This is a genomic window from Gemmatimonadales bacterium (genome assembly GCA_019637315.1).
Classification (GTDB): Bacteria; Gemmatimonadota; Gemmatimonadetes; order Gemmatimonadales; family GWC2-71-9; genus SHZU01.
Map to the genome: position 1 here is coordinate 1 of JAHBVU010000033.1, position 13629 is coordinate 13629.

Annotated in this window: 11 protein-coding genes; 3 read left to right on the forward strand and 8 right to left on the reverse strand. The window is 62.9% G+C overall.

Going from position 1 to position 13629, the window contains the following annotated elements; all coding sequences use genetic code 11:
* Positions 1 to 253: 253 nt before the first annotated feature.
* From KF785_17010 to KF785_17035, 6 genes are all read right to left on the reverse strand, one after another.
* The gene (locus tag KF785_17010; GenBank protein MBX3148468.1) at positions 254 to 970 is read right to left on the reverse strand and encodes a sulfite exporter TauE/SafE family protein; all 717 of its coding nucleotides are present in this window, start codon (positions 968 to 970) and stop codon (positions 254 to 256) included.
* 435 nt (positions 971 to 1405) lie between these two features.
* The gene (locus KF785_17015; protein ID MBX3148469.1) at positions 1406 to 3049 is read right to left on the reverse strand and encodes a GMC family oxidoreductase N-terminal domain-containing protein; all 1644 of its coding nucleotides are present in this window, start codon (positions 3047 to 3049) and stop codon (positions 1406 to 1408) included.
* 85 nt (positions 3050 to 3134) lie between these two features.
* A complete protein-coding gene (locus KF785_17020) occupies positions 3135 to 3932 on the reverse strand; it encodes an ABC transporter ATP-binding protein (protein MBX3148470.1) in 798 nt (265 codons plus the stop codon).
* Entirely contained in the window at positions 3933 to 4829 is an 897-nt protein-coding gene (locus tag KF785_17025) for an ABC transporter permease (GenBank protein ID MBX3148471.1), read from the reverse strand.
* A gap of 16 nt (positions 4830 to 4845) precedes the next feature.
* Entirely contained in the window at positions 4846 to 6162 is a 1317-nt protein-coding gene (locus KF785_17030; GenBank protein MBX3148472.1) for a hypothetical protein, read from the reverse strand.
* A 198-nt stretch (positions 6163 to 6360) separates the two neighbouring features.
* The gene (locus tag KF785_17035) at positions 6361 to 8076 is read right to left on the reverse strand and encodes a sulfoacetaldehyde acetyltransferase (protein ID MBX3148473.1); all 1716 of its coding nucleotides are present in this window, start codon (positions 8074 to 8076) and stop codon (positions 6361 to 6363) included.
* A 396-nt stretch (positions 8077 to 8472) separates the two neighbouring features.
* On the opposite strand from KF785_17035, the gene KF785_17040 reads away from it, so the two are divergent.
* From KF785_17040 to KF785_17050, 3 genes are all read left to right on the forward strand, one after another.
* Positions 8473 to 9534, forward strand: a complete 1062-nt coding sequence (locus KF785_17040; protein MBX3148474.1) for an oxidoreductase — start codon at positions 8473 to 8475, stop codon at positions 9532 to 9534.
* A gap of 62 nt (positions 9535 to 9596) precedes the next feature.
* Entirely contained in the window at positions 9597 to 10508 is a 912-nt protein-coding gene (locus KF785_17045; GenBank protein MBX3148475.1) for an IclR family transcriptional regulator, read from the forward strand.
* Positions 10509 to 10512: 4 nt separating this feature from the next.
* Complete coding sequence (locus tag KF785_17050) at positions 10513 to 11286, forward strand: IclR family transcriptional regulator (protein MBX3148476.1); 774 nt, start codon at positions 10513 to 10515, stop codon at positions 11284 to 11286.
* A gap of 45 nt (positions 11287 to 11331) precedes the next feature.
* Here the strand turns inward: KF785_17050 and KF785_17055 are convergent, their stop codons facing one another.
* Both KF785_17055 and KF785_17060 read right to left on the reverse strand, forming a co-directional pair.
* The gene (locus KF785_17055; protein ID MBX3148477.1) at positions 11332 to 12636 is read right to left on the reverse strand and encodes a Rieske 2Fe-2S domain-containing protein; all 1305 of its coding nucleotides are present in this window, start codon (positions 12634 to 12636) and stop codon (positions 11332 to 11334) included.
* Between the two features lie 655 nt (positions 12637 to 13291).
* A partial coding sequence (locus tag KF785_17060; protein MBX3148478.1) for a hypothetical protein occupies positions 13292 to 13629 on the reverse strand: 338 nt, incomplete at its 5' end.

The following is a 13629-nucleotide window of genomic DNA, read 5'->3' on the forward strand; positions in this document are numbered from 1 at the left end:
AGGACGTCTTTGCCGGGCAGGAACGCATGCGACAGCTTCAGGCGATGGCCGTCCGGGACAACCTGCGTCAGCTGCTCGGGCAGCTGGACCGGGTGCTCGGGCAGCGATAGTACGCTCCGGGGTGCCGGGGATCGATGCCGGCAGGTTTCGCCGGGCCGGAGAGCATCACCACCGAGATCAACCTGCTCGATCGAATTCTGCGGTGCGTCGGGATTAGGGCGTCTACTACTCTGGATTCGACCCTTTGATGCAACTACCAGACAGCGACCAGGCCGGCGATCGACACGGTCACCAGCGTCAACAGCACGATGCGCTTGAGGACAACGTCGTCGACTCGATGAAAGAATCGCTTTCCCGCATATGTCCCCAACAGGTACGACGGGACGAGAAATGCCGCCCGCAAGAACTCCGCGTGCCCAGCGCGGTCTCCCGCGAACACGACGGCAAGCGCCGCCACAGAGCAAAAGAGAGCCCACAGCACGAAGGTCGCGCGGCCGGTTCGAGCGGAGTCACCATTCCCCAGGAGAAACGGGTACAACGCTGCTCCGAACGAGGTTGCGCCTACGATGACTCCGTTGACTGCCCCGGCACCGAGGAGGCTTCCGCGCGAATAGGTCCCGCTATAGCGCCACCCACTGAGCAGGAGAATCGACAGTGCGGCAACCGTCCCATAGACGACCATGCGCACGATTCGGGGGTCGGCATGCAGCATCAGGTAGCCCCCGACCGGCAACGTGACCGCCGCGCCAGCCGTAATGAGCCCGACGACGCGCCAGTTGGCGTCCTTCGTCGCATCGCGCAGAAGCGCGAAGTTCGACGCGAGATCGACCAGCATCACGGTCGCGACTGCGGATGCCGGCTCGTAGACGAAGCTCATGGTCGGCACCAGAATCAGTGGCCCACCGAATCCGGTCAGGCCCCTGACGGCACCCGCAGCGAATGCAACCAGCGCAATGATTGCCTCGGACATGGGCGTCACGGACCGATAACGCCGCAGCCCGCACCCGCTGGCCCGATCGCACTAGGTGCGGGGGCCGACCCTCCCGGTCGCTTCTTCCAGCAGGCAATCGCGGCAATCGAATTGCTCCCGAGCGTACGGGCACTCGCCTCCCGATCGCGCGAAGCCGCAGTCGAACGCACGCGACGCCACAGCCGCCCTCGATGACTTCGCATCGTGCCCCCTGAGCGAGGGCGTGAGCGGCTGCCAGCCAGTCCAGAGAGAATCAAGGTATGACACGGCACGGACTCCCGGTTGACTGGAATCGATGCTACTTCGACACCCAACCGGTGGGCTTGACAGGCATCAAGCCAATTCTCTCTATTGAGCACCAAGTGTCTCACTGAATGAGATTATCTTTGCCTTCCGCCACGGCCTGCCTCGTCTTAGGCGACCGCCAAAGTTGCCTCACGCGACGGCCTCAGCCTCGGCACTCCGCACCGGCGCCCTTCCCCTGATGAGGTCGGCCGCCCTTTCGGCGATCATGATCGTCGGGATGTTCGTATTGCTGGCGACCATGAACGGCATGACGGACGCGTCGACGACGCGCAGCCTTTCGACCCCTTTCACCCGAAGCTCCGGATCGACTACCGCCGCCGGATCCGCACCCATTCGACACGTGCCAATGGGATGCCAACAGGTTTGCCCAGTCCGTCGCGCATAGTCGAGAATTTCGTCATCGGACACTACGTCGGGACCGGGACGCACCTCTCGTACGACGTAACGTGACAGCGCCGGTTGCTGGCTGATTGTCCGCATCATCTTGAGCGCAGAGACCATCACCTCGCGGTCCAGATCCTTGCTCAGATAGTTGGCCTCGATTCGCGGCTGCGCACCTGGGTCCAGGGAGTCGATGTGCAGGCGCCCGCGCGACTCCGGGTACAGGAAGTACCCGCCGAGGTGAAATCCGGAATGCGGATCGAGCCCACTGTCCTTGTTCGTAGAGAGGCGGCTGGTACCGCTGACGAGCCCCGATTGGAGGCGCACGTCGGGATAGGGAAGCCCGGGACGGGTCCTTGCGTAAGCGAGCGCCGTCAACGAAGGAGTGGCGAGCAGGCCGTCGCGAAACACGGCATAGCGCAGCGCCGACGCCCACAGGCGTGGCTTGCTTCTGAGCAGGTCATTGACCGTGATCGGCCGGTCGCATTCGAAGGACATCCGCGGCATCAGATGGTCCTGAAGATTCTCGCCGACGCCGGGTCGGTGACAAACGAGCGGTACGCCGAGGCGGCTCAGAACTTGGGCATCTCCGACGCCCGACAACTCCAGAATCTGGGGCGAGCGAATCGCGCCAGCGCACAAGAGGGTCTCTCGCGTTGCCAGCGCCACCTCGAACTCGCCGCCTCGTCGATAGCGCACGCCGGTGGCCCGTTGGCCAGAGAACTCCACGTTCGCAACCACCGCACCAGTGAGCACGCGGAGATTCGGTCGGCGCATGGCCGGCCGCAGATACCCGATGGCTGCGCTGCACCGCAGGCCGTTGCGCGTGCTCAACTGAAGATGCGCCGCCCCTTCGGCCTGCGAATCGTTGTAGTCCCCCGTACGCTGGATGCCGATCTGGCCGCAAGCCTCGAGGAACGCGTTCGAAATCTCATCACCGCCGAGTCGGCTCACCGCAATCGGCCCGCCGACCCCACGGTAGGAGCGATCGCCAAACCGACAGTCCTCCAGGCGCATGAAGTACGGAAGGACATCGCTCCATCCCCATCCAGGACAGCCGCTTTCCTCCCACTCATCATATCGACGCGGATGCCCACGAACGAAGAGCATCCCGTTCACCGAGCTCGATCCTCCCAGCACCTTGCCGCTGGGCCAGTAGACGCGAGTCCCGAACATTTCGGGCTCCGGCTCCGTGTTGGCCTGCCAGACGAGCCGGTTGTCGTTCAAGACCTTCCCGACACCCAATGGAATTCTTAGCCACAGGCTCGAATCCGCCTCACCGGCCTCGAGGAGCAGCACCCGAACATCCGGATCCTCGCTCAGTCGGTTCGCCAGCACACACCCGGCTGAGCCGGCGCCGACGATGATGTAATCAAACGTGGACTGCTCCATCTCTTGTCCTGTAGACCCGACCGTTGGCACGCCGTGCCGGGAGTCCTGTCTTCGCTCAAACAACTGTTCGATGCCTGGGCGACGTCTACCCGACTGGCGTGGCTACGCGGGCCGCTGTCGGGTTGGCCGAGACGAGATGGAGGAGCTCGCGGATGTGATGCACGAGTTCGAGGCACTCGCCACTGTCGACATCTCGCGGGCGTGGGCTATTGACTCGAAACTCCGACGTGATTCGTCCGGGACGTGGTGACATCACGACGACGACGTCCGCAAGCTTGATCGCCTCATCGATATTGTGCGTGATGAAGAGAACCGCTTTGCGCTCTCTCTCCCAGACGCGTATCAGCTCGTCCTGCATCTTCTCTCGGGTGAATGAATCGAGCGCCGCAAACGGCTCGTCCATGAGCAGCAGCCGAGGCTTGACGGCGAGCGCCCGCGCGAGCGCGACGCGTTGGCGCATGCCGCCCGAGAGCTGTCGTGGAAACTTTCTCTCGAAGCCCTTCAGATCGATCAGATCGACATAGTGTCGAACGATCTCGGCTCGCTCCTTCGAGGCCACCCCGAGTCGCCGCAAGCCGTATTCGATGTTCCCCTGTACGGTCAGCCACGGGAAGAGGGCGTAGTCCTGGAACATCATGGTCCTGTCCGGACCCGGTCCGTCGATACGCCGGCCAAACGCCTCCACGCTTCCCTTGGTCGGCACCTCGAAGCCTGCGAGGAGATTCAGCATCGTGGTCTTGCCGCATCCGCTGGGACCAACGATGCAGATGAACTCGCCCTCGCGAATCTGCAGGGAGACCTCGTGGAGCGCTACGACCTCGTTTCGCCCGCTTGCGTAGGTCTTGCAGATTTTCTGAAACTGGACGCACTGCCCCTCAGCCATTCAGTTGCCCTCCCGCCAAGGAGTTACCAGTTGCTGAAGGAGACGAACAGCGGCGTCCAGCAGGAGCCCGATGACGCCGATCATCACCATGCCGACGACGATATGGTCGCTTCGAAACAGCAGACGCCCTTGACTGATCAGGAACCCGAGGCCAGACGTTGCCGCGACCAGCTCACCTGCAACCAGGGCCATCCAGGCGATTCCGATGCCTACGCGCAAGCCGACGAACATCGAGGAAAGCGCCCCAGGGAGAATCACCGTGAAGACGATCGCGGTGCGGCCTGCACCGAGCGTCCTCGCCGCGCGAATCAGTTGCGCATCGACATCCCGCACGCCCTCCATGGTGCTGAGCACTATGGGGAAGAGCGCACCGAGGAAGATGATGAACTCGTTCTGCGCGTCGGTAATCCCGAACCACATGATCGAAAGCGGAATCCACGCCAGAGGCGGTATCGGCCTGAAGAAGCTGACCACCGGTTCGAACATCCACGCAAACAGGCGCGAACCGCCCAACGCAAAGCCCAGCGGGTAGCCGACGAGGGCGGCGAACGCGACTGCGACTGCGACGCGCTTCAGACTCGCCAGGACATCCTTCTGCAGCGTCCCCTGCTGGATCAGCTCCCACCCCCCCGCCAACACTGTGCTAGGGGCCGGTAGGAGAAGCGCCGTTGCCGGGTTCGATCTGCTGACGAGCTCCCAGATCGCGAACATGAGAAAGAGCGGCACGTATCGGGCCACTTGATACGCAAGGCGCCGCACCGATTGAAACGCGGGGCTTGGGCCAGCCATCGTCTCCGGGCTCTCTAGTTTCGTCGGGTGGGACTCCGAGGGTTGCCCCTCGGAGCGGACGTCAGATTTCGCTGGCACCAGATCTGCTTGCCTCAGCATCGCGGTCATCCCGGAGCCGTCTCTCTCAGGGCTGATAGGTATTGGCTCCGAAGCGCCACTCCTTGACCAGATCTCCCTTCTCGGGGAATGTCTGCTTGCCCATCGTCATCAGGCCGTATGCTGGATACGGTGGCTTCCCGACCTGGCCATTCCAGTTGGCCGGCAGGAACGCCGGCACTTCCGGAATCGCCCAGCCGAGTTTTGTGTAGGTAGTGCGCAGGTACTTGTTGCGCAGCACCGCCTTGAAGTCCGCTTCGGTGTAGGTGCGCTGCAATACGCGCGCCTCATGCATGACGCCTGCCTGGTAAGACTCGAGGGGAATCCAGAAGCCCTTCGCGTTCTCGAAGGGATAGTTGATCGTGGGCTTCGGGTTGATGACGTGAATCTCGGCGTCTCGCTTGATCAGGGCGGGGTCGCGACCTCTCTGAGATGGGTGAGCCGCGAAGGCTTCGAGAACTTCGTCGGGTTTCAGGCGCGCGATCAGCCGCGCCTCGACGAACGCATCGGTGTACGCCTGCAACACGTCTGCCGCGCCAGCCTCGAGTTCGCCCCGGGCATACGAATAGCCGTTGAAGACTTCGTACGTGTCGACCAGCTCGAGAATTCGCGCATTCTTGCGAAACTCCGTCATCGCCAGGACGTTCGGCTCCCAGATCGCCGTCAGGTCGATTCCCTTCGGCATCGTGATGATGTCGGCCGGCCCCGTGTTCTTGATGACGTAGTCCTTCCCCTCCTCCAATCCGAGGACCTTCGCGGCGATAAGCAGTCCGAGGTGATTCGTGCTGCCGATGGTGACCCCACACACGGCCGGCCGACCCAGTACCTTCCCGCCCTTGAGTTCGGCAAGGCTGCTCTTCAGGGGCGAGTCGGGAGGTACTAAGAATGCCTGGCGCTGGGCCGGGTAGGTGCAAACGGCAGCGGTAGGGATCTTCAGGTCGATGAGCCGCAGCAACCCCAGTGTTCCCGCTTGGGCAATCTGGATCTTGCCCGGCACGAAGACCTCGTTCATCAGTCCGGCGGTGAGGAAGGCCGGATACTGGACGTCGACCCCTCGCTTCTCGAGGAGTTTGTAGTGCTGCATCACGAACAGGACGAGGTTGCCGTCCGACCACATCGGGTTCCAGGCAACCTGCAGTGGCCACCACCCCTTGGACTTCAGCCAATCCACCGAGGCTTGCGAGATCTTCTCGTAGGCGGTTGGCCAACCCCACTCGCTAAAGGGGCCCGCAGGTTGGGCGTTCGCCGCTCCGATGAAGCCCGGACCGAGTCCGAGTGCAGCGGTGAGTGGAAGGCCTTGTCGCAGAAAGTCGCGACGCGATTGCTCGGGGGGCTGCTTTGCCATGTGCTGTCTCCTTGGTCGTTAGGGCCACGACGCGCCTGGCGCTCCGTGTCGCGTCCCGGCGGGTACACCGGGAGAGGCGCAAATCTATGTGTAATAGCGTTTTTGAGACAATTGTGCTCAAAACCGCCGACCTGTTGGGGATCCTAGCGTGGAGCGTTTCAACTTCGCAACCCCCAATCGAACTGCGTTGGCGCGCAGCTACGCCGTGTATTTTTCGAGCACCCGCTGCGGCTGGCGCAGGGCATCCCTCCGATACGGCTCGCTGAGAATCTTCGAGTCGACCACGATCTCGACCACGGCCGCACGCCGGATGCCGAAGGCTTCCGCCATCGCCGGGCCGATGTCCTCCGGCTTCGTGACGCGAATGGCCCAAGCACCCATGCCTTTCGCGATGTCCGCGAAGTTCGGGTTCTCCAGGTTCGTGAAGTAGTAGCGCTCACCGAAGAAGTCGAACTGGTTTCGCTTCTCCGCGCCGTATTGGGAGTTATTGAAGATCACGCTCACGAAACTGAGCTTCTCGGTGACCGCGGTCATGACCTCCTGCAGGCACATGCTCCAGGCGCCGTCGCCGACGAGCGTCAGCACTGGCTGATCGGGCCTTGCGAGGCTGACCCCCAGTGCGGTGGGCAGGGCGACACCGATGCCGCCGAGGCTCCCCGCGCCGAAGAAGCTCCTGGCGCGGTCAAACGACGCGAAGTAGGAGTTGGCGGCGCCGCTGACGTTGCCGACGTCCGCCACGATCGACGTACCTGCGGGCGTAGCCTTGGCCACCTCCCACAACGCGCGCCTCGGATGGATGGTGGGGTTCGTGCTCGTCGACATTTCCTCGTGCCTGCGCGCCCAGGCTTGCTTCTCGGCCTGGACATCCGCCATCACCTTCGCCCTGTCCGCGACGATCGCATGCTGCTTGAGGCTCTCGATGAGTTGCCGTGCGACGGCCCGACAATCGCCGATCAGGCCGACGGCCATGGGGCGCAGCGAGCCGAGTTCCAGCGGGTTGATCGAGTTGTGAATCAGATGCGCCTGCTTCGGGAAGAAGTCGATGCCGTATTGCGGCGTTGTGCCAAAGGTGTTCAGCCGCGTACCGAGCGCGAGAACGACATCCGCCTTCGCCATCAGCTTCATCGCCGCTTCGGAGCCCTGGTAACCGATGGGACCCACCGCGAGGGGGTGACTCCCCGGCACGGCGTCGTTGTGCATGTAAACGCACCCCATGGGTGCGCCAAGCGCCTCCGCGAGCTTCGCGATATCAGCACCGGCGTCGGACTCGACGGCGCCCAAGCCGGCGACGATGAAGGGGCGCTTTGCGCCGGCAAGCAATCTGGCTGCCTTCGCGATCTCGTCGTCGGGTGCGCCGCCGTAGCGGCCATCGGTCCGGTAGGTCGCGGGGAGTTGCTCAGCCTCTTCCCATTGGCCGTACCACGCATCGCGCGGAATATCGACCTGTACCGGTCCTCGCAATGCGACGGCCGCCCGGAAAGCCCCACGGATGCCTTCGGCCATTCGCTCCGGCCGGTTGACCTGAAATTGCCATTTGACCAGCGGCGCCAGAAGCCGCATCTGGTCGACCTCCTGAAAAGCCTGGGAGCCGATGGCACCACTGAGCACCGCCGGAGTGATCACGACCAGTGGCGTGTGGTTAAGCGCGGCACTGGCCACGCCGGTCACCAGGTTCGTGATGCCTGGGCCGTTCTGGCCGATGCAGACCCCCGGCTTGCCGGTGGCTCGTGCATAGCCCTCGGCCATCAGCGCGGCACTCTGCTCGTGGCGCACCTGGATGAAGCGGATGCCGCCGGCCGGGAACAGATCCAGCGGATCCATGAACGCCGAACCGACGATGCCGCAAATGTATTCAACGCCTTCCAGGCGCAGTGCCTCGACGAACGCCTCGCTACCCGTGATTGAACGTGCCATGTGTCTTCCTTCGAATGTGCTCTGCAAGTTCTCGTCGGCCATCGGCTACCTGGCCTTGCCGTAGATGCTCGCGACGCGATTGCTCAAGGAGCTGCACTGCAAGTTGCTGTCTCCTTGGCGCGCGTTGGGGCCACGACTGCCTGAGGCTCCGAGTGCCATCCCGCGGCAGGCCGCAGGGCGCCCATTTCTAATTTCATAGCGGTTTTTGAGACAATCTTGCTCAAAACCGCTGATCTCTTGCGGATGCTAGCGCGGAGTGTTTCAATTGCGCAAGCCCCAAGTGAGCTCGTCCCCAGCGACAACTCTGGAGACTCATCCGCCCAGACAGTGCCCGGGCTGCGCAACACTCACGGCACGCCCGGAGCGATCGCGGCACCCAGTGACGATCACAATGCCATGGACATTGAGACAGATACCCAGGAATTGACGCCCGAAGAGCTACGACGACTCGGACCAAAGCGCCTGCTTGTGCGCGTGCGGTCCATCGTCTATCAAGCCGAGGGGATCAACGCTTACGAGGTCGTGGATCCGTCCGGCGCCGACCTTCCGTCATTCGAGCCGGGGAGCCACATTGATCTCTACTTCCGCGATGGCCGCGTCAGGCAGTACTCGCTTTGCAGTGACCCGTTAGACCGCCGTCACTACGAGTTCGCCGTTCAGCGCGAGGCGCACGGTCGCGGCGGATCCAAGGCGATCTTCGAGCGCGTACATGTTGGGCGCATCCTGGCGATCTCCGAGCCGCGGAACAACTTCCCGCTGAGTCGACGGGCGACACGACATTTGCTCCTGGCTGGCGGGATTGGCGTCACCCCAATGATGGCGATGGTTCATCGGCTTCGCGCCACCAGTCAGGAATTCGTCCTGCATTACTGCACGAGATCGCCTGAGAGGACTGCCTTTGTGGAGGAGCTTCGCCCACTTCGGGAATCCGGCCTCGTCTTTTTCCATCACGACGGCGGCGACCCGACCAGGGGGCTCGATCTGAGGGCGCTGCTTCGCCCCTACGACGAAGGGACCCACCTGTACTACTGCGGCCCCAGTGCATTCATGAACGCGGTGCGTGAAGCATCGGCTCACTGGCCGGCCGGGACAACCCATTTCGAGCACTTCAATGCAACGCCTGACGTCCGCAACGCAGCCGCGCCTGAAGCGGGTTGCGCCTCCAGCACTTCGGGGAACGCCTCCGAGACCATCGGAGTCGGCTTCCAGGTGAAGCTGGCCAGATCAGGCCGGACCTTCGACATCCCGGATGACAAGACGATCGTCCAGGTCCTGCGAGAGAACGGAATCGTCGTCGAGACGTCTTGCGAATCAGGCCTCTGTGGAACGTGCCGCACTCGCTACCTGTCGGGAGCTCCGGATCACCGCGACTTCGTGCTCGATGACGAGGCGAAGAAGGAGGAGATTCTGATTTGCTGTTCCAGGTCGCTGTCGAATCTGCTCGTGCTGGATCTGTAACGGCCAGACCTCTGCAAAGAAGCGCGGACAATATCGCTTAATATGACACCCGAAATCGAATCGTGGCCGTTGTTGCGGGCGTTGGCGACGTGCCACAAGCTCCCCTGTCCAGCCTGGAATCCACCATTTCCAGAATCAGCGCGTCGTCGAGCATGACCCGCATGCGTGCTTCCGCAGCCAAGACCAGACAGAAGGTTGAGCCGCCCCAGGCCAACACGCCTCAGGAGGCACTCGCTCCCGGCGCGCGGATGCTCGCCGTCCTCGAAGTAGCGACGAGCTCGGAAGGTCCAGTCTCCTCCAGCGATCTGGCTCCCCGCCTGGGACTGCCGCGGGCGACGGTCCATCGCCTCTGCGTCGCGTTGGAGAAGATGGGATTTCTCCAGCGCGAGCCTGGCACAAAGCTCTTCGTGACCGGGTACCGGCAGCAACAGATGGCTCTAAACTCACTGGTCAACTCGTTCCGGCGAGGCGAACGACATGCCGTCTTGCAGGCCCTTGCACGTGCAGTCGAGGAAACGGTCAACGTGACCGTTCTTGACGGCAATGAGGTTGTCTATATCGATCGGGTCGAGTGCCAGTGGCCGCTGCGGACACATCTGCAGGCCGGATCGCGTATACCGATGCACTGCGGCGCAAGTGGAAAGCTTTTCTTGAGCATGCTTCCCGCGGCCCAGCGGCGACGCTTGCTCTTTGCACCGCTGCAGAGATTCACGAGCAAGACAATCACCGATGCGCGGCTTCTGGAGAAGCACCTGAAGCAGATTCGCTCTTCCAGGGTGAGTATCGACGAAGAAGAGTTCATGCAAGGACTGATCGGATTGGCTGTACCCGTCTTCTTGAACGGGCGGATCTGTGCAACCGTCTCCCTTCACGCCCCGACGGCCCGCCATACGGTCGAGAGCGTGAGCCGGTTCGTGCCGGCCCTTCAGAAGAGCGCCGAGCTGATTTCTCGGCTACTCAGCGCACCGGTCTAGCGGCATGACGAACACGGAATCGCCGGAAACAGGTTCGGCCACGAGCCGGGCAATTGCGATCCTCGAATGGGTTGCGCAGGCGCAGGGGCCAGTAGCCGTGGCGGAGCTCGTGCGACAGCTCCAGTTGCCGAAGCCGAGTGCGCATCGCATTTGCGGATCGCTGGAGCAGATGGGGCTGCTTCGTCGAGAGCCCGCAGGAAACGGGCTATTGGTGGGCCACCGATTGCTGACGCTCTCCCTGAACGCGGCAATGAACTTCGCAGACCGCGGAAGCCGACGAGCCATCCTCCGGAGCCTGATGGAAGAGACGGGAGAGACATGCACGTTGACGGTGCCCGACGGCGACGAATTGGTCGTCCTCGAGCGCGTTGAATCTCCATTGCCCTTGACGGTGCAGTTGCGGCCTGGGTCGCGCGCACCGCTGCATTGCACGGCTAGCGGAAAGCTCTTCCTGGGCATGTTGCCCCCGACTCAGCGCCGCAAGATCCTGGCCAGTCTGCCCTTGCGGCCTTGCACCGACCGTACCATCACGGAGGTCTCTCGGCTTTCGGCGCACCTGGATCTGGTGCGCAAGAACGGATACGCGACCGACGACGAGGAATTTGCGGTCGGACTCAGGGCCTTGGCGGTCCCCGTGTTCGGCAAGCGGCGCAGGGTGATCGCCGGTCTGTCCATCAACGCGCCAGCAGCGCGCCTGAACGTCGAGGACGCGATAGACAGGGTGCCACTGCTGCGTCGCGCCGCGGAAAGGATTGCACGGACAATTCTTGGCGACTGACGGACTCGGGAGCTTGCCTCCGAGTCCGTTGATGCACTCGACCGCTCAGAGATCCCAAGCCTTCTTCTCGAGCTGCTCCAGACGAGCAGAGACGAACGCCTTGCGCTCCTGAAGTGCGTACGTGTCGGCTTCCTGGGCAATTGCAATGATCTGGCGGCCAAGCCGTTTCAGCATTGCTCGGTCCTCTTCCTCGGTTGGGCGCTTCGGCACCGCAAGCACGTCGTTCTGCGTATAGCAGTAGGTCGGCAGCCCACGTCGCGCACGTTCGTGCATCGACGCCGGTTGTGCATCCGGCGACTTCCCTCGGATCGCCTCACGCAACAGCTTCCTGAACAGGTAGACGCCGATGTCGCTCTCCATCGGGTTCTCCAATGCGTGAACGGCGATCGCGCGTTGACTCGTGATGACCTCCCAGTCACCCGGCCCACGCTGCCCGACTTCGTATGGCCTGTTCCCGACCTGCCCATCCAGGAAATCCATTGAGTCCCAGCCGACCCGGCCTTCATCGCCCTGCTGCCGTGGGTCTGCAGTTCGGCCGAACATACGCCACCCGTAAATGATGCTATGGGTGTCGTCGACAGGCACGTACCAGCGTGCCATGTTGACTCGATGGAAGAGGCGTCGCTCGCTGCCATCCTCGAACAAGTATCCGTGGAAGCCGATGTTGGGCACCACGAGGTCCTGAATCCTGATCCAGACCAGCGCATCGCTCATCCGGCGCCCGGCGATATAGCACATCGCACTCCCGCCACGGACGGCAACATAGTCCATGACCGGCACATTCTTCGCGAACGAGGCAAGCGTCAGTCGCTGCCAGTCGATTCCCTCGGGAACCTTTCCTCCGTACAGAAAAGGCGTGTTGTGAAGAAAGGCCGTGTGCATCTGATCAGGAATGTTGTCCAGTACCTGCAGCCAGTTGCACGGAAACACATTGGAGAAGGGAAGAAGACGCGTGTCATCGTAGGCCTCGAAGGCGTCGTACTCGGGGAAGGCAGGCACGTCTTCGGGCGGACCCATGTACGCGAACACCAACCCATCGCGCTCGAAAGCTGGATAGGCGCCTTGACTCAACGAATCACGCAGGCGCGCTCCCTTGTCGCGCTCGCCGGGCGCCTCGAGCAGGGAACCGTCGACATCGAAATGAAGTCCGTGGTAGGAGCATCGGATTCCGCACTCCTGGATCACACCGAACTCCAGCGATGCGCCACGGTGGCAGCAGTGCTTGTGCAGAACACCGACACGGCCGGATCGGTCCCGAAACGCAACGAGGTCCTCGTCGAGTATGCGAATTGCGCGAGGGACGTCGGCAAGTTGAGAAGACATGCACACGGGTTGCCAGAAGCGGCGCATGTACTCGCCCAGGACCGTTCCGGGCCCGGCGCTCGCAAGCTCGAGGTCCGGTAACGGCACAGCGGTCTTGTAGTAGCCGCTGAATGGCCGGCCTTTGGCGCGGCTACCGGGCGTTTGGGATCCAGACATTCACTGACGCTCCTATGACGACTCGTCGCAATGGCACTTCGCCATCTATCTCGGGAGAGTACTTAGCACAGCGACCCATCGTGAGCAAGCGTTGTCTTGAAAGTAGTTATATTGCGTCTCTTTGAATGAGACTATGCGTGAGAAATTCACTGACAGCACCTGTTGGGCGCCTGATCCGCGAACCTCGCCCGACGCTGCGACATCGGCCCCCACATGGGTGCGTTGGTGCGTGCCTGAGCAGGGCTTCGAGTTAGTCGAGCGCATGATCGGCACCGCACGAGGCCTGCAGCGCGGCGGGGTCGAGTGTGAAGGCGGTTTTGCTGGTGACCAGACAGACCGTGTCGCCAAGGTCGGCGGCGCCCTGACTACGGAAGACCGGACGCCGAACTGGAGGGCTGCCTCACAAGGCGAGAGGACGAATGCGGCACCGAAAGGAACATGCGGACGTCGCTCAGAATCTGCGGAGCAAAACCGGGAGACGCAGCCCCGAAAACGCCGCCAGCAGCGGCCTCCGGTAGGCTGCGAATCAAGAGAACTTGAAGATTGGGAACGCGGGCGTCGACCCCGGCATGTGGATGGCGCGCACCCGCGAGCCGCCGAGCTCCCAGAGCGCGCCGTCGCGGTAACCGGTCGCGTCGGGTCGCGTTGCGTAGAAGAACTCGCGCCGGATCTTGGCCAGCATCGGCGCGGACGCGGACAGCCCATAGTGCCGCAGCAGCCCTTCCCAGCTGCGCACTGCGTCGAGGTCGCGCTCGTGCACCTGCACCGCGGCCTTCGGCAGGCGGTGAAGGCCGGCCATGTGGTCCTCGTGCGCGTGCCCCAGGATGACGAGCTCGGCGTCGTCGAGCTCGGCGCCGATCCGGT

Bases quoted from the DNA above. Each gene is read 5' to 3' on its own strand.
- KF785_17010 (MBX3148468.1), bottom strand. From the start codon at position 970: ATGTCCGAGGCAATCATTGCGCTGGTTGCATTCGCTGCGGGTGCCGTC.
- KF785_17015 (MBX3148469.1), bottom strand. From the start codon at position 3,049: ATGGAGCAGTCCACGTTTGATTACATCATCGTCGGCGCCGGCTCAGCC.
- KF785_17020 (MBX3148470.1), bottom strand. From the start codon at position 3,932: ATGGCTGAGGGGCAGTGCGTCCAGTTTCAGAAAATCTGCAAGACCTAC.
- KF785_17025 (MBX3148471.1), bottom strand. From the start codon at position 4,829: ATGACCGCGATGCTGAGGCAAGCAGATCTGGTGCCAGCGAAATCTGAC.
- KF785_17030 (MBX3148472.1), bottom strand. From the start codon at position 6,162: ATGGCAAAGCAGCCCCCCGAGCAATCGCGTCGCGACTTTCTGCGACAA.
- KF785_17035 (MBX3148473.1), bottom strand. From the start codon at position 8,076: ATGGCACGTTCAATCACGGGTAGCGAGGCGTTCGTCGAGGCACTGCGC.
- KF785_17040 (MBX3148474.1), top strand. From the start codon at position 8,473: ATGGACATTGAGACAGATACCCAGGAATTGACGCCCGAAGAGCTACGA.
- KF785_17050 (MBX3148476.1), top strand. From the start codon at position 10,513: ATGACGAACACGGAATCGCCGGAAACAGGTTCGGCCACGAGCCGGGCA.
- KF785_17055 (MBX3148477.1), bottom strand. From the start codon at position 12,636: ATGCGCCGCTTCTGGCAACCCGTGTGCATGTCTTCTCAACTTGCCGAC.